General features: G+C 62.9%; 13 protein-coding genes. 3 read left to right on the forward strand and 10 right to left on the reverse strand.

All coding sequences use genetic code 11. The annotated features are described in order from the left end of the window. Window positions 1-42: 42 nt before the first annotated feature. From ABIB36_RS04905 to cobM, 9 genes are all read right to left on the reverse strand, one after another. Entirely contained in the window at window positions 43-1044 is a 1002-nt protein-coding gene (locus tag ABIB36_RS04905) for an alpha/beta hydrolase (protein ID WP_084348142.1), read from the reverse strand. Between the two features lie 292 nt (window positions 1045-1336). Then, on the reverse strand, window positions 1337-2329 hold the full coding sequence (locus ABIB36_RS04910) for an alpha/beta hydrolase (protein WP_179142367.1): 993 nt from the start codon (window positions 2327-2329) through the stop codon (window positions 1337-1339). Between the two features lie 195 nt (window positions 2330-2524). Next, window positions 2525-4381: an arabinofuranosyltransferase AftB family protein gene (locus tag ABIB36_RS04915; RefSeq protein ID WP_354560497.1), complete on the reverse strand. Its 1857-nt coding sequence runs from the start codon at window positions 4379-4381 to the stop codon at window positions 2525-2527. Further along, on the reverse strand, window positions 4359-5264 hold the full coding sequence (locus ABIB36_RS04920) for a decaprenyl-phosphate phosphoribosyltransferase (RefSeq protein ID WP_084348144.1): 906 nt from the start codon (window positions 5262-5264) through the stop codon (window positions 4359-4361). Before ABIB36_RS04920 ends, ABIB36_RS04915 begins: the two co-directional genes overlap by 23 nt. Continuing rightward, window positions 5261-5812 carry a phosphatase PAP2 family protein gene (locus ABIB36_RS04925; protein ID WP_373270551.1) on the reverse strand — a complete coding sequence of 184 codons (552 nt, stop codon included), beginning with the start codon at window positions 5810-5812 and terminating at the stop codon, window positions 5261-5263. Before ABIB36_RS04925 ends, ABIB36_RS04920 begins: the two co-directional genes overlap by 4 nt. After that, window positions 5790-7697, reverse strand: coding sequence for a glycosyltransferase (locus tag ABIB36_RS04930; protein WP_354560494.1), 1908 nt, complete (start codon window positions 7695-7697; stop codon window positions 5790-5792). The genes ABIB36_RS04925 and ABIB36_RS04930 overlap by 23 nt, the downstream gene beginning before the upstream one ends. After that, window positions 7694-8905, reverse strand: coding sequence for a UDP-galactopyranose mutase (gene glf / locus ABIB36_RS04935; protein ID WP_354560492.1), 1212 nt, complete (start codon window positions 8903-8905; stop codon window positions 7694-7696). The genes ABIB36_RS04930 and glf overlap by 4 nt, the downstream gene beginning before the upstream one ends. Window positions 8906-9043: 138 nt before the next feature. Next, the gene (gene cobF, locus ABIB36_RS04940) at window positions 9044-9808 is read right to left on the reverse strand and encodes a precorrin-6A synthase (deacetylating) (protein ID WP_354560490.1); all 765 of its coding nucleotides are present in this window, start codon (window positions 9806-9808) and stop codon (window positions 9044-9046) included. Further along, window positions 9805-10584 (reverse strand): precorrin-4 C(11)-methyltransferase, encoded by a 780-nt coding sequence (gene cobM / locus ABIB36_RS04945; RefSeq protein ID WP_084348148.1) that lies wholly within the window; start codon window positions 10582-10584, stop codon window positions 9805-9807. The genes cobF and cobM overlap by 4 nt, the downstream gene beginning before the upstream one ends. Before the next feature lie 189 nt (window positions 10585-10773). Between cobM and ABIB36_RS04950 the strand changes: the two genes are divergently transcribed. Together ABIB36_RS04950 and ABIB36_RS04955 are read left to right on the forward strand one after the other, a co-directional pair. Beyond that, the gene (locus ABIB36_RS04950) at window positions 10774-12840 is read left to right on the forward strand and encodes an N-acetylmuramoyl-L-alanine amidase (protein ID WP_354560487.1); all 2067 of its coding nucleotides are present in this window, start codon (window positions 10774-10776) and stop codon (window positions 12838-12840) included. A gap of 237 nt (window positions 12841-13077) precedes the next feature. Then, window positions 13078-13518, forward strand: coding sequence for a hypothetical protein (locus ABIB36_RS04955; RefSeq protein WP_084348150.1), 441 nt, complete (start codon window positions 13078-13080; stop codon window positions 13516-13518). Window positions 13519-13598: 80 nt separating this feature from the next. Here ABIB36_RS04955 and ABIB36_RS04960 read toward each other — a convergent pair whose 3' ends face one another. Further along, on the reverse strand, window positions 13599-14933 hold the full coding sequence (locus ABIB36_RS04960; RefSeq protein WP_179142368.1) for a hypothetical protein: 1335 nt from the start codon (window positions 14931-14933) through the stop codon (window positions 13599-13601). 397 nt (window positions 14934-15330) lie between these two features. On the opposite strand from ABIB36_RS04960, the gene ABIB36_RS21920 reads away from it, so the two are divergent. Next, window positions 15331-15651, forward strand: a complete 321-nt coding sequence (locus tag ABIB36_RS21920; protein ID WP_502950147.1) for a Mu transposase C-terminal domain-containing protein — start codon at window positions 15331-15333, stop codon at window positions 15649-15651. Window positions 15652-15690: the final 39 nt, after the last annotated feature.

Below are 15690 nucleotides of genomic sequence, written 5' to 3' on the forward strand. Positions count from 1 at the left end.
CGGCATTTGTGCGAATCTACGAACTCGATCTCGTCTTCGAGATCAGGCGTTCAGAGCCTCGAGGATCTGGCCACGGGCCTTGAACAGCTCGGAGGACCAGTACGGCCACGCGTGGATACCGCTAGCCGGGAAGTCGAACGTCGCCGGGATACCGAGCGTCGCCAGGCGGACCTGGAATGCGCGGCTGTTGGCGAGCGCCAGGGCTTCGAGAGCCATGCCGTTTGCCGTGTTGTAGAAGTCGATCGGAGCACGCGGCTTGTCGAACTCGCCGGGCAGACCACTGGCAGCCGAAACGTACAGCGACAAGCCCTTCAGCTTCGGAGCGAAGACGAACGGGTCGTTGCGAAGCCACGCCGGGCTCCAGGGCGGTCCCCACATGGAGTCGACGTTGAACCACGACTGCGAGAGCATCGCCACGCGGATTGCTTCACGCATTCCGGGCGCCGAGATGTTCAGGTATCCGGAGAACGAACCGGCGAACTTGAACTGGTCGCGGTGGTAAGCGGCGAGCGTCAGTGCAGCCGAGCCACCCATCGAGATTCCGACGACAGCGTTGTTGTTACGCGAAACGCCGTAGTTCTCCAGGTAGGCCGGAAGATCCTCGGTCAGGAAGGTCTCCCACTTGTAAGTGACTTCCTGGCCGTTGAGGTTGGACGCGGCGTACCAGTCACTGTAGAAGCTGGCCTGCCCACCGACGGGCATGACGAGCGTGACGTTGTCGCCGGCGAACTGATCCTGCGCATTGGTCTCGAAGGACCATGCATTGCGGTCGTCGCGGGCGCGGAGTCCGTCGAGCAGGTAGAGAGCGGCATCGCCGCCACGCGCTGCCCACTGGACCTGAACCTTGATCGGACCCATCTCGGATGGGACGAACAGGTCTTCGCGTCCACCGGACGGGGCCTTGTGAACCACTGCGCTCGGTGCTGCGAGAGCGGTTGCGCCACCCACGACACCGACGGTGAGTGGGAGGACCAGGGCTGCCGCGCCGACGCCGATGAGGCGCTTACCCCACCTAGCTTTACTGCTGAGGCCAGCAAATCGCATGAATCGTGCTCTCTCTCGTCTACTGCAGGTCTCCGCGATGTTGCGGCGCCCGGCGTGCCAACAGGGCATCTTCGGCCCTGCCGGGCCGTAAGCAAAGGGGTATTCGGTGGTGAAGCAAAACTGGAGGGTATTCCACCCATCAGCCCCAGAGCAAAACTGTGGCGTTTAGGCCGCAGATCCGCCTGGGGCTGATATCAGAAACTGAGACTAGCCTGTGAAAGCCCCGCTGACCAGCCCGTAAACGTCGTGAACTTTCACAACGGGCCGGAAAACGGGGACTTCGCCGGGGACCTTACCCGATATTTGCACTCAGATCAGGCGCCATGATGTGAGCCTGTTCCTGCCAGTAGCCCCACTGATGGGTTCCCACTGCCGGGAATGCGTACGTCACGTTGTTCGCACCGAGGCTCGCCATACGGATCTGGAACGCACGACTGTTGGCCAGCGCGATAGCTTCGAGTCCCATGGCGTTACCTGTGTTGAAGTAGTCGATCGGAGAACGCGGCTGATCGAGTCCGCCCGGCAGACCGCTTCCTGCGAAGACCCACACGCGGGTGCCGTTGTCGCGAAGTCGCGGTGCGAACACGAACGGATCGTTACGCAACCACGCCGGATCCCACGGCGGTCCCCACATTGCGTCGATGTTGAAGCGACCCGAATCGAGGAGTGCAAGACGCATTGCCTCGCGCATTCCGGGCGCCGAGATGTTCAGGTAGCCGGACAACGAGCCCGCGTAGCTGAACTGGTCGGGGTGGTAGGCGGCGAGCGTCAGCGCAGCGCTGCCGCCCATCGAGATGCCGACGACGCCGTTGCGATTCGGATTGAAGCCGAGGCGGCTGGAGAGGTTGTTGCGCAGATTCTGCGTCAGGAACGTCTCCCACTTGTACGTGGTCTGCTGTCCGTTGAAGTTGGACGGTGCGTACCAGTCGCTGTAGAAGCTCGACTGTCCGCCGACAGGCTGGACGACGTTGATGTTCCACGAAGCCAAGTACGCTCCGACGTCGGTCTCGTGCTCCCAGCCGGAAATGTCGTTGGTGGCGCGCAGGCCGTCGAGTAGGTAGACCACACGATTGGTGTTGCCGTCAGCAGCGCGCCAGATGCGGCTCTTGATCGGGCCCATGCTGGAGTCGGTGACGAAGTCGAACGCTCGCGAATCGAACGCTGCGTTGGCGGTCGCCCCTGTCCCGGCCACGGCCAGACCGGCGGGCAGGATCACGGCGAGCATCAGCGCTGTGAGCACCCGACGCACCCGTCCCGCGCCGCTCTTCTTGGTTCTTCCCAGCATGCAGTCTTACCTCTCAGCGGTGTGGTGATCCGTACCAGTGGGCTATTCGCCCGTTTCAGCGGTATGAAATTTGGTCCTTGCGGGACCAGCATTCACACACATCTTTCGCATACATCGGCCGAAGCGCGATACCCGTTACTAAAATGAGATATCCCATCTTGGCCTCGAATGGATATCGAAGCAACCGACGGCCGCTTAATTGTCCCCCTGCAGGATAGGGGGCTCTAAACCACATCTCTGTATTTCGTACTCCGGAACTCGATCGAATCGGTAGCCGGCATAGAACAGCGAACGTTCGATGTTCCTGACGAACAACTCTTTCGTCAGCGGGGCGCGATACGAATCGATGAGTTCACGGGTGTCCTCACAAGAGAGAGCTACACGCGCCTGGGCGACCCAGTCCTCGTCCATGTACCAGGGCAGGAAGGGATGTTTGTCGACGAGACCCAGATCGGCTACGACCCAGTCCGGGTACAGGTTCTTGTCGTGCCCGATGCGGCCGTTCTCCAGCCGCTCGGTGTGCGAAGCCAGCGGGTAGGCAAGGCCCATTTGATCGATTACCCGCACATCGAGGCCGACGTTCATGCTCGTCATGCCCAGGTTCAAGAAGTAGACCGTGTGACCAGCGCCACCTGGGGGTATCGGCAGCGGCGGTGGCACGACATCCCAGTAGGTGAACTGGGCCGAGGGCAACAAGAGTCCGCCGTCCGGGGTGTTCGCGATGGTTTCGACCATCGGTCGCATCCGCGGGTAGTCGAGGTAGTCCGACGCGAGAATCGGGTGCGCATGCCCGGTGTTGAGGGAGTAGAAGGCACGCTCGTCGACGATTCCACTGCGACCGACGATGGAGCCCTCCGGCATTCCCGTCGTGTTGGCGGCAAAGAATGCCCACACGATCGTCACCAGCCACAGAACGCCGCCGCCTGCCGCTGTCAAGACCTGCCGTGTATCGGAACTTTTGTTCGGAATTGTCACGGGCAACACCGAAATAGGGAGAAGCAGAGTGAACAATGCCGGCAGGAGTGTGCGACCGTGCATGAAATCGCCGCCGACTCGAACTGCATAAACCGCCGAGAGAAGTCCACCGATCAGGACGAATGCGACGACCGCGGTCCGGCTGCGTAAAAGGCCTTGCGCATCTCGGCGCGATCTCGGAATTCGTAGGCCGGCGCGCCCTGACATAGCAGCTGTCACCACCCCTGCGACGAGCATCAGTAGCAGCGGCAACCAGAGCATGTACGGTCCGAGCAAATTCCACAGATAATCGAATCCCTGTGCCCACTTTGCGCCGCCCGCATCCTTGGACACCGCAGTGTTCGGGTAGGGCAACCCGTAGTAACCCATCCGCCAAATCTGATATCCGACCGGCACGATGCCTGCGACGACGAAGACTGCGAGACGACTCTTCCAGGATTGACGCGCAAGAAACAGCATGATGAGCGCGAGCCCCGACAGGATGAGGAGTTCCGGGCGCACCAGCGGACCGAGGCCGGCCCAGAAGGCAAGGAACAGCCACGCGGGGCCACTGATGGTTCTGGTGCTCCAGCGGACCATCAGCAACCACAGCGCTGCAATCCAGAAAATGACCAGACATGTCTCGAGACCCGAAGTGGCGAAGTCTCGGGCAGGAGGAACCGCGATGTAGACGAGCACCCCAGCGGGAAGGTAGGCCACCACGCCGGCCGACCGCGTCCGAAGCGCGTAGGTACCGAACATCGCCAGCACGATCGCAGCGGTCGACAAGACCAACGCTATGGTCAGGACCACGTACTCGAGACGTATCTCGCTGAGCCAGCTGACCGCATAGACCAGGTAGGTCCAGATGGTGCTGGTGTTGGTCTCCACACGCTCGCCGGCGTTGAAGACCGGGCCGTTGCCGGCCAGAAGATTGCGGACCGTACGGAGAACGATCAGACCGTCGTCGGCGATCCACCGCCGTTCCCAGGCACCGACAAGGAACAACAGTGCGGACACGGCAACACCGATGCCGAAGATCGTCCTCGACGTGCGTGTAGGGGCGGGCAGCACCTCACGCGAGGTAGACGGCGACAACCACTACTCCGATCCACGCAAGCGCGAGTACCTGCAACACCCGATCGCCCAACGCGATCTCCTCGGGTTCGCCTGCCTCGCCTCCATCGACATCCACTGCGTAACGCAGGATAGCGATAGTGAACGGAATCATCGAGATTGCGAACCAGTTGGTGGTGGTTGCGGCGTCCTGTTCGAAAGCCCACAGGCCGTAGCAGAGCACGACAGCGGTAGCCGAAAGCGTCCACACGAATCGCAGATAGGTGGTCGTGTAGTTCTCCAGCGACTTACGGATCTTCGCGCCCGTACGCTCGGCGAACTGCAACTCCGCGTACCGCTTACCGGCGGCCATGAACAGCGACCCGAACGCCATGATCAGCAGGAACCACTGCGAGAGCTGAATGGACGCGGCCACACCACCCGCGATGGCCCGGAGCAGGAATCCCGAGGACACGATGCAGATGTCCAGCACGGCCTGATGCTTGAGTCCGAAGCAGTACGCCAGCTGGACGACGATGTACACCCCGATGACCAGGGCAAGCTTCCAGTTCGCGAAGAAAGACAGTCCGACGGCAAGGCTCAGGGACACCACGGCCATCGCGAACGCGAGGTTGACCGGCAGCACACCTGCAGCGATGGGACGGAAACGCTTGGTCGGGTGCGCGCGGTCGGCCTCGACATCGAGGGCGTCGTTGACCAGGTAGATGCCCGATGCCGCGAAACAGAACACGACGAAGGCCAGTGCGACGGGAAGAAGCACATCACCTTCGGTGACAGATCCCGCAGCCAGCGGCGCGGCGAGTACCAAGACGTTCTTGACCCACTGCCGGGGTCGAAGCGCCTTGATCACGCCTTCGGCAAGATTCTTCGGTGGTGCTCCGACGACGGAGGCTTCCTCGCTCATTTGTCTCCTTCGAACTTCAGGATGGCGGCTGCCGATATCGCGCCGAGCGCAGATCCTGCAAGTACATCAGTCGGGTAATGGACACCGAGAACGAGCCGCGAGAGCAGCATCGGTGGTACTAAGACAGCGGGCACCAGGACCGCAGTCAACGGTAGTCCGGTCAACCGGCCGAGCAACACCGCGGCTGCAGTAGTCGAGGTCGCGTGCGAAGACGGAAAGCTCAATTTGCTGGGAGTGGAGACATTGATGAGCACCGACGGATCGTTGGGGCGCGGACGCCGCACAACTCTCTTGATCACGATCGACGCGGCATGCGAACCCACTGCGCCGACGGCGACGCCCGCCCACTGCCGCCTTCGCGGAGCATCGAGCAGAGCGCCGACGCCCGCGATGGCGACCCAACCCAGAGCATGCTCGCCGAAGTGCGACATGCCCCGGGCAACTGCAACGGCGCCTGGTTGCGCGCCGACCGTCGACTGAATCTTCGACAGAATGCGAACCTCGGCAGGCGAGCCGTTCACGCCCTTAACCCTCGTAAAGAAAGACACGTTCCCAGGTTTCCTTACTGGTGAGGTGAGGGACGGCATCGCGGTAGCGACCCTTGAGTTCAGGGAACCGGCGCGAGAGCTCGGTTCGGAGTGCCATTGCTTCCTTGAACAGCGCGGCCGCCTTCTCGCGGTCACGCTGACGGTAGACGACGCCGCGGCCGTCGGCAGTGGTGACGGTGACGCCATCGACCTGCGAGAGCAGGAACCACCGCGCATCGAGCGTCGGCACGTTGAGCTGTGGGCGCTCGTGGTGGCGGTCGTGCGCAGGCTTCAAGTTGTGCACGAGCCCCTTGGCCAGTCGCGAAATCTTCGACAGCGGATTCGTCGGCAGTCCGACGGCTCCTACTTCCTCACCCGAGGCGAGGGGCAGTTCGGTCGACGAGCCGACGACGACGGCGTCGGGGAAAGTCTTGCGCAGCGCGTGCACCTCACCGAGCGACGTCGGGAGGATCTCGAGGATGTGCTCGGGCCCTTCGAGGAAATCGCGGATCGCCTTGTTCTGAATGGCAACCGTGGAGTACTCGAGGCACAGCAGATGCTTGACGGTGGCCTTGATCGTGTCGAGCACCAGGCCGCGACCGTTGCCGGGCATGTGCAGTGCAGCGACGACGAGTCGGTTACGTAGGTGGAAGTACGCCTGCCAGTCGATGGCGTCGTCCTTGTCGCTCCACGCCATGTGCCAGATCGCCGCACCGGGGAGAGTGACCGTCGGGTATCCGGCTTCCCTTGCGCGCAAACCGTATTCGGCGTCGTCCCACTTGATGAACAGCGGCAACGGCTGACCGAGCTCTTCGGCGACGACGCGCGGGATCATGCACATCCACCAGCCGTTGTAGTCGACGTCGATGCGTCGGTGCAGCAGCTTGCTCGAGCGCAGTGGGTATTCGCTGAAGTCGTGGTCGTACTCGACGTTCTGCGCACCGGTCCACATGAAGTTGCTGCGATTGACGACCTCGCCCATCACATGCAGGTGGCTACGGGCTTGAAGGTTGAGCATCTGGCCGCCGACGAGCGTGGGAACCTTCGCGAATCGCGACATTGCCAGCGCACGAAGAATCGAGTCCGGCTCGATCTCGATGTCGTCGTCCATGAACAGAATGTGTTGGCAGTCGGTGTTGTTCAGCGCCTCGTACATGATGCGGCTGTACCCGCCGGAACCACCGAGGTTCGCCTGGTCATGGATGGCAAGACGGCCACCCAGTCCTGCTTCGGCCTCGTCGAATCCGGGCTCGTCCCTGGCCTTCCTCGTACCCTGATCGGGCATGATGACGGCCTTGATCACATCGAGCACCAGCGGGTCCGAACCCAGTGCCACAAGCGCTTTCACCGCATCGGTGGGTCGGTTGAACGTCGGGATCCCGACGGCCACCGTCGCCTCACCCGGTGCCTCGATCGGCGCGAACCACCCGGCACTCTCCAGTACGACCTCGGAGTCGGAGGTGATGTCGAACCAGATCCAACCGCCATCCTCGAACGGACCGAGATCGATCACGAACTCTTGTGCCGCATCACCGTCGACGGCTTCACGGCCCTCGACGTGGATGCGCGAGCTATCGGCCTTGGAGCGGTAGACATCGATCCGGCAATGACCGGAGACCTCCACACGCAGTACAACGGACTTCAGGATGCTGTAGCGGCGCCAATAACTCGCCGGGAACGCATTGAAGTAGGTGCAGAACGACACCTCGGATTCGGCGCCGACCGTCAACGAGGTGCGTGACAGCGAATGTGCCCGTCGGGCATTGGTCGTCGCCTCCTCGAGGTACAGAGTGCGCACGTCGAGCGGCTCACCCGGACGAGGCAACAGGACCCGCTGCAGAAGCGACTTACCGAAGTAGGGGACGAAGTCGAGGACACCGTCCTCGAGCAGATGCTTGGCCGTCATTTGTCTCCTGCCAGGGCAGCGCCCGATTCGAAATGTGGTGCGAGCGTGTTGTCGTACAAGTTCAGCGCACTGGCAATGGCCATGTGCATGTCGAGGTACTGATAGGTGCCGAGCCGTCCGCCGAAGAGAACCCCGTTCTCGGCGGCTTCCTTCTTCGCGCGGCCGCGGTACGCCTCCAGTTTCTGGCGGTCTTCAGGAGTGTTGATCGGGTAGTACGGCTCGTCGCCGCTCTCGGCGAATCGCGAGAACTCTCGCATGATGACGGTCTTGTCGCCCGGGTACGCCCGCTCGGGATGGAAGTGGCGGAACTCGTGAATACGAATGAACGGGACGTCGGCGTCGTTGTAGTTCATCACGGGCGTGCCTTGGAAATCACCGGTCGCCAGCACTTCTGTCTCGAAATCGATTGTACGCCAGCCCAATTCGCCTTCGGAGTAATCGAAGTAGCGGTCCAGTGGGCCGGTGTAGACAATCGGGGCATCCGGGTTCTCGGCGATCAACTTCTCGCGCACGTCGAACCAATCGGTGTTCAGCCGGACCTCGATCAAGTCACTGGCCGTCATGTTCTCCAACCACGCGGTGTAACCGTCGACCGGCAACCCCTCGTACGTGTCGTTGAAGTAGCGATTGTCGAACGTGTAACGCACCGGCAGCCGCGTGATGTTTCCCGCCGGCAGATTCTTCGGGTCCGTCTGCCACTGCTTGGCGGTGTAATCGCGGATGAACGCCTCGTACAGCGGGCGCCCGATCAGCGAGATCGCCTTCTCCTCGAAGTTCTGCGCAACCTTCGAATCGAACTCACTGGACTGCTCCTCGATGAGCGCGCGCGCCTCGGCAGGAGAGTAATACTTACCGAAGAACTGCGAGATCAGACCGAGGCCCATCGGGAACTGGTACGACTGGCCCTTGTGCAACGCGAACACGCGATGCTGGTAACTCGTGAAATCCGTGAACTGATTCACGTAATCCCACACCCGCTTGTTCGAGGTGTGAAAAAGGTGAGCACCGTACTTATGGACCTCGATACCCGTCTCGGGCTCGGCCTCCGAGTACGCATTACCTCCAAGGTGGTGGCGGCGGTCCAGAACAAGGACACGCTTGCCCAGCTGAGACGCCGAGCGCTCCGCCACAGTCAGTCCGAAGAACCCGGATCCGACGACAATAAGGTCGTATCGGCCGGTCACGGAGGCGTCGGAATCAACAGGCACAGGGTTTACGGCAGTCACGGGCAATCAGGGTATCCGACAACCCGCACACCCTCCGCTCCTGACCGCCAAAGTCACTCCGCAGGCTCCGCTCCTGACCCCTCCGAGTCACTCCGCAGGCTCCGCTCCTGACCGCCGAGGTCACTCCGCAGGCTCCGCTCCTGCCCGCAAGAGGTAGGTATCCATAACCCATCCGTGCTGGCTCTTGAGCTCTGCGCGCACCCGGTCGATCTCGTCGATGCAGTCGTCCAACCTGCCGGACACCAACTTTTCATCCACTGTTCCCAGATTGGCGCCCCAGTGAATGCCCCAGCGGTCCTCCCCGACCAGCGCTCGGCAGGCCAGGTGTCCGTCGAGCATGACCACGATATTGTCAGCTCCGGCCGTTACGTCGGCCTCGAGGGCCCGGCCGGTGGTGATGGTGATCGGACCACCGATTCGGTTGAGCACCAAACGGTGGGCGGCGGCGAGCATCGACACACTGCTGATGCCTGGCGTGACGTCATAGTCGATATCGAGGGTCCCGAAGTCACGGACCCGCTCGATCACTCTGATGGTGCTGTCGTAGAGCGCAGGGTCACCCCAGACGAGGAATCCCACGGTCGCCGAAGGGTCCAGCCCGAGCAGCACGTCCTCGTAGGCGCGAGCGCGGGCGTCGTGCCAGTCCAGTACTGCGGTCCCGTAGTCGCTGGGCTTCCGATCACGCTCCGGGTCGGGGACCGCGACGACGCGGTACTCCCCCGGCACATGACGTCGCAGAATCTCAGCGCGCGCCTCACCTAGATCACCCACCGATGCTCCCTTGTCCGCGACGAGGAACACATCGACCTCGCGAAGCTTCCCGACAGCCTGGACGGTGATCTGGTCCGGATGCCCGCCCCCGATTCCGACGAGATGGATTTTCATCGTGACCCACCTGGTCGTTCCGCAGGCTCCACTCCTGCCCGATCTCGGCAAGCGTCGTAGAGATGCGATTCCGCGCCGGGCGTGCGGCCCACCGCAGGTCCGACGAGAATGACCGCGGCCTGGCGGAGCCCTGCGGCCTCGACCTGGTCGGCGATGTCGGCGAGAGTTCCGTTCAGGACGAGCTGATCGGGCTTGCTCGCATGAAAGACGACAGCGGCCGGGCAACCGGCGCCGTACTCACCGACGATCTCCTCGACCAACGCCCGAATCCGAGTGATGGCCAAATGCAGCACCAGCGTCGACCGCGTTTCGGCGAACCGCGACAGCGCCTCGGTGTCCGGCATAACCGTCGAGCGCGCTTGCGTCCGTGTCAGCACCACGGACTGTGTGACCTCGGGGACTGTCAGCTCGATGCGCAGTGTGGCAGCGGCCGCGGCGTACGCGGGAACCCCGGGAGTGACATCCCAGGGCACTCCCGCGGCGTCCAGGCGGGCCGACTGCTCCGCGAGTGCGGAGTACAGCGACGGATCTCCCGAGCACAGCCGTGCGACGTCGTCACCACGTCGATGAGCGTCGACGAGTTCTTGCGTGATCGTGTCCAGGTCGAGCCGAGCTGTGTCGACGAGTCGAGCGCCCGGTGGACAGTGCGCGAGAATCGCGTCGTCGATGTACGTACCAGCGTAAACACACACTGGACTGGCGTTGAGCAGCTCGACTGCGCGCAGCGTCAGCAGGTCGGGTGCACCGGGACCGGCGCCGATGAAGTGGACTGTCACAAGGCAAAAGCGTAGGCGGTGAGATTCGACGCGCCGCACGTACTGGCAATCCGCGCGGTGGCTAACTCTCAAGCTAAGGTTTAGCCTTGTGTCGGATGGGGTGGATGTGACCCGTGTTGCTGTAGCGATTACCGCAGCGTGGGAACGCACCACCTCATAATCAGTTCGCCTACAACCAGGAGTACCGCCTTGCACCGTCGAACGAAGCCGTCGATCGTTCTCGGCGCTGTCGCCCTACTGGCCGTCGCGAGCCCTTTTGCGGCGTACAGCATCTCCGGCGACTCTGCGTCCACCGATGTTCGATCGGCCAACGAGACCACCCCTGTGACAGTGCCCACGAAGATCGTCGAAACGGCTCTGGCGGCAGCACCGGACATCGTCATCCCACTCGGGGAACTGACGGGTCTTCCGCTGCCCGACCTGCGCCTGTCCGATCTGAAGTACCTGCCACTTCCCGACGACATCGCGCTTCCGCCGTTCCAGATACCGGAGATCCCCGGTCTGACGGTCCCCGACTCGTCGGCACCGTCGGCCCAGGCACCGACTCCGCTGGCACCGAACGACGTGTCGGCTCCGGTAACCCCTCCTGCCGGTGACGATCCCGGCGCGCCACTCGGCGCTGTCGTCAAGGAACTGAAGCAGGACACCCCGTTCAGCATGGTGGCTCTGACGTCGACAGGTCTCGACAACGCGTCGGCGCAGATTCGTCGCCAGCTCGACGACGGATCCTGGGGCCCTTGGCTCGCAACCGAACCCGTCGACACCGGCGTCGACGACGCGGCCGCCGCACCCGAGAAGCAGGGCACCGAGCCGATTTTCGTGGGAGCAACCAAGGCGGTTCAGCTGCTGATGACTCCGCGACCGCAGGCGCCCGCCCCGGCACCAGCACCCGCTCCAGAGCTGGCGCCCGCCCCCGAGCAGCCGCTCGGTTACACGCCCGCGTCCGTCTCGAAGCCGTTGCGTCAGCAGGACACTCCGCTTGCATCGGCGATCGACGGCATCAGTGCCGTCCTGATTCAGCCAGGTACGTCCCCCGCGGACGCCACACTCAGTGATCTCGCGACACCCGTTGCGGGAAGTACGGGCCCGAAGGTGATCTCGCGATCACAGTGGGGCGCAGACGAATCCATCCGTTGCGCCACCCCGGATTACGACGACTTCCTCGGCGGCGCGACAGTGCATCACACCGCGGGCAGCAACGAGTACTCGAAGTCGGAGTCGGTCGAGATCGTCCGGGCCATCTACGCCTACCACGCCCAGACACTCGGCTGGTGCGACGTCGGCTACAACGTGTTGGTCGACAAGTACGGCCAGATATTCGAAGGCCGCGCAGGCGGTTTGGACAAGCCGGTGCAGGGTGCGCATGCCGGTGGGTTCAACGAAAACACGATGGGCATCGCAATGATGGGCGACTACTCCACCGAGGCGCCACCACAGGCAACCATCGATTCGGTCGGCTCGTTCCTCGGCTGGCGTCTGGGACTCGCCGGACTCGACCCCAAGGGCAACACGACGATGACGTCGGAGGGCACCGAGTTCACGTTCGTCGGCCAAGGCCAGAGCGTCGACCTGCCGGTCATCTTCGCGCACCGTGACGTCGGGAACACCGCATGCCCCGGTGACGGTGCCTACGCAAAGCTGGACGAGATTCGCGATATCGCCGAAGCATCGCTCGGCGGTGCCGAGGTGAGTTCTGCTCCTGCAGAGACAGATCCAGCGGAACAGGTCGCAGCAACACCAGAGGAACAGACCCCGAACTCGGCGGGAACGGACGTCAGCAGCACGCTCGGCGCTGGAGTTCCGGCGCTCGTCGACGAACTGCTCCGTCTTGCCGATCAGAATCCGATCGCACAGAAGTGGTTGGCCTCGGGCGGCGAAACCGGAATTCTCGGAACCCCGGTCAGCGGCCTCGTCCAGGTCAAGGGTGGACAATCCGCCGGATTCGCCAACGGCTCGATTTTCACGACAATCGCCGGCCAAGCAGTCGCGGTGATCGGCAAGATTTTCGAGCAATTCCTCGCCCTGGGCGGGGAGAACGGTGACCTCGGACTTCCGAGTACGGATGAATACCGCGTCCCCGAGGGTCTGCGCACCGATTTCGAGAACGGTTCGCTGATCTTCAACGAAGCAACCGGAATCGTCACCACTGTCATCAAGACCTACAACGACACCTACCAGCAGAAGATGGACGAAGGTGCCGTGTCGGCTCCGATCGAACCGGCACCTGCCGCACCCGAGGTAGCACCGGCGCCGTAGGTTTCGGCCCCGCTGCGGCCGACGCCGCAGCGGGGTGTGATCTGTTTACCGGGCTACGGGGCGACACGCGCAGCTTCCTCACCTCGGATGAACCTCCGGATCGGTAAGACATCACCTCGAACAGAAGAGGTGATGTGCAGGTGTTCAACGATGTGGAGCGGGATATCAGATCGATCAGGTTGCCACGATGTGGCCGCTTCGATCGGGCGGAGGGCCTGATGCCCTGGCTTGTGCTCGATGAGAGCGGGATCCCGGTGGAGCCGATTCGGCGATAGCCTCACCGACTTTGTCGCACAGGACAACAGCGACGAATGCGTACGAAGTTACGCGCACGGCCTGTTGCGTTGGTGGCGCTTGCTGCACGCAATCGGTGTGGAATGGGACAAAGCCACCCCGGCCGAGGGACGCGACCTGGTGCTGTGGCTTACCCATGCCACCAAAACCAGGCTCTCGCCGCGCACGAAATCGACTACGACGGCCGGCACAGTCAATCCCATCACTCGCAAGCGGTACCCCGGTGATCGCTACGCGGCGTGCACCATCCGACACTCGAATGCGGGCGAGCCGTGCTGCGTTCGAACCGCGACCGCTCTGCTGTCCCTGGCCATCGGCAACGGGGCCCGAGCATCAGCGGAAGATTCCACTCCTCCACGTACTCGTAGATTGGCCAGTACATAGTCATGAGGCAAAACTGTCCCGCGAAAACGTCTTTGTGCACTTGGGCCGAGGTACGTGCGTCTCAGCCGCACCACCAGCAGTCACGTCCACACATACCCGAACCGCCCGGACTCCTTTTCGCGTAGACGCTCGAGACCGCCCGCCTCCATGATGTCGAGGTTGATCCACTCCATCAGCGTCGGCGCGCCCTGCCACAACCGCGGCCGACCGTCACGATCGAAGACGGACACCGACCGCGCACAGACGCCGTTCATCCCTCGAATGCGGAACGTCAGAATCAACGTCGTGGTGGGGAACCAGCCGTCGACCTCGATGTCGAGCAGGCCCGCGGCTTTGTTCTCCGCCAGCAATCGGATGCGTTGACGCTCGGTCCACTCGTCCGGATCGCCCAGTTCGAGCGGCGCGGTGACGGGAAGGTCAGGGAGTGAATCGAATTCGACTTCTGCCATCGACACCGGGCCCGACCCGGTCGCACCGACGAACGTGCCGGTCATCGTCGAGATCCACAATTCGCCGAGCTCCGGCACTACCGCCAGGCCGATCGGAAACCCAGGAGCACCAGCCCACCGCTCGGGACGCGTCAGGCCGCGGTCGAGGCAGAAGTAGGTGAAATGAGGCTGCGCCATGTCGGACTGCGTCGCAAACGCCGAATCACCCAGTCTATGAATCAGTCTGGACGATCGCATCACCATCCAGACACCAGAGGCCGTCGCCCAGGGCGGAAACTCCGACGTCAGCGGCAGCGAAAACGCCGGCGTCAGTTCCGTGTCGAGCACCTGCCCGAACGAGGCACCCTTGCCGACGGCGATCTGTGTTCCCACGTCGACCACGGTGTCCAACCCTCGCCAGGGACGAATCTCCCATGCCGTGCCGAGCGCAAGGGTTCCGTCGAGTCCGACGTGTGCGCACCAGGATCCGCGTTGCACTCCCGGCTCGTAGCGTCCGGTGCGCATCAGTATCACGAACCCGTGGCCTGACGGGTAGATCGTCCGCACCTCGGCCGGAAGTCCGACAGTCGCAAACACACCGCCCACCGTGCGCAGGGTGAGCTCGTCGACACCGGTTACCGACGTCGCCAATACGCCGTTCACCAGAGCTGATCCGGATATCCGGGTGGACTGGACCGTGGTGACGATGCCCGCGTGGTCGCAGTGGACGATGCCGTCGGCGCCGACGATCCAGCAGCCCAAACCGTCGGCATGCAACCACCGCGGGGTGTGGCCGACGATGTCGGAACCATAGGAGCCACCGGGGATGACATGCGTCGCGGTGGATCCGTCTCGGTTGCGGTGCAGTAGGACGGGCTTTCCGACGTCGAGAAGCCAGAGATCAGGGCCGTGGCCGGCTAAAGGACCGGGCCGGAATACGCGCGAGCCGGTCATGCGCCTTTCGGCGAGTCGGATGCCATGGCTCATTCCTACCAGACCTGAACCTGCGAAGCCCCCGTAGCACTTCGAAGTCCGGTGGGTATTCGATTGCGAGCAGCACGGCATCGACCTCGGCTACCGACCACTCGCTCGACCGCATTGGTGCGGGATCGTCGAACGCATCCTCGGCACCGTCATGACCTAGGTTCACGAACTCCACGGCACCACGTTCTCGAACCCAACGGAACGGGGCAGCTACGACTCGAAGGGCACGGCTGGACTGACGTTACGAGAATTGGAACGCTGGCTGACCCTGGCGATCGCGACCTATCACCCGGACGTGCACACCGGAATCCGCCGGAGCATAGCTGCGCAGTGGACCAGCAGCGACGACGCCGACAATGCTCTGTCGACGTCGACAGTGGTGGACGAGACCGCATTCCTGGTGGATTTCCTTCCCGTCATACGGCGCCGCCTGACTCGGGCGGGGTTCGTCATCGACCACATCCAGTACTTCTCGAACGCTCTGAAATCGCGTATCACTCGACGAGAGAAGCTGGGCCAGTTCGTGATCCGACGCGATCCACGAGATCCGAGCAAGGTGTGGGTCCTGGACCCCGACAGCGGCAGCGGATATGTCGAGGTGCCGTACCGTTCTGTGTTAGATCTCTCCGGTAGCTGGCGTGTTCGACCCGTGCGAGCGTGGCGTTGTCGTACAGAGCCGATCGCTTCAATCCCGTTTTCTTGCATAGGGTTTCAATCTTGAACTGCCACGTCTCATATATGGAACGAGACTCTCTGGCGA

Source organism: Rhodococcus sp. UYP9 (assembly GCF_040547235.1).
GTDB lineage: Bacteria > Actinomycetota > Actinomycetes > Mycobacteriales > Mycobacteriaceae > Rhodococcoides.

Excerpts from the sequence above, each read along its gene's own strand:
- ABIB36_RS04905 (WP_084348142.1), bottom strand. The coding sequence starts at position 1,044 with ATGCGATTTGCTGGCCTCAGCAGTAAAGCTAGGTGGGGTAAGCGCCTC.
- ABIB36_RS04910 (WP_179142367.1), bottom strand. The coding sequence starts at position 2,329 with ATGCTGGGAAGAACCAAGAAGAGCGGCGCGGGACGGGTGCGTCGGGTG.
- ABIB36_RS04920 (WP_084348144.1), bottom strand. The coding sequence starts at position 5,264 with ATGAGCGAGGAAGCCTCCGTCGTCGGAGCACCACCGAAGAATCTTGCC.
- ABIB36_RS04930 (WP_354560494.1), bottom strand. The coding sequence starts at position 7,697 with ATGACGGCCAAGCATCTGCTCGAGGACGGTGTCCTCGACTTCGTCCCC.
- cobF (WP_354560490.1), bottom strand. The coding sequence starts at position 9,808 with ATGAAAATCCATCTCGTCGGAATCGGGGGCGGGCATCCGGACCAGATC.
- ABIB36_RS04955 (WP_084348150.1), top strand. The coding sequence starts at position 13,078 with ATGAGAGCGGGATCCCGGTGGAGCCGATTCGGCGATAGCCTCACCGAC.
- ABIB36_RS04960 (WP_179142368.1), bottom strand. The coding sequence starts at position 14,933 with ATGAGCCATGGCATCCGACTCGCCGAAAGGCGCATGACCGGCTCGCGC.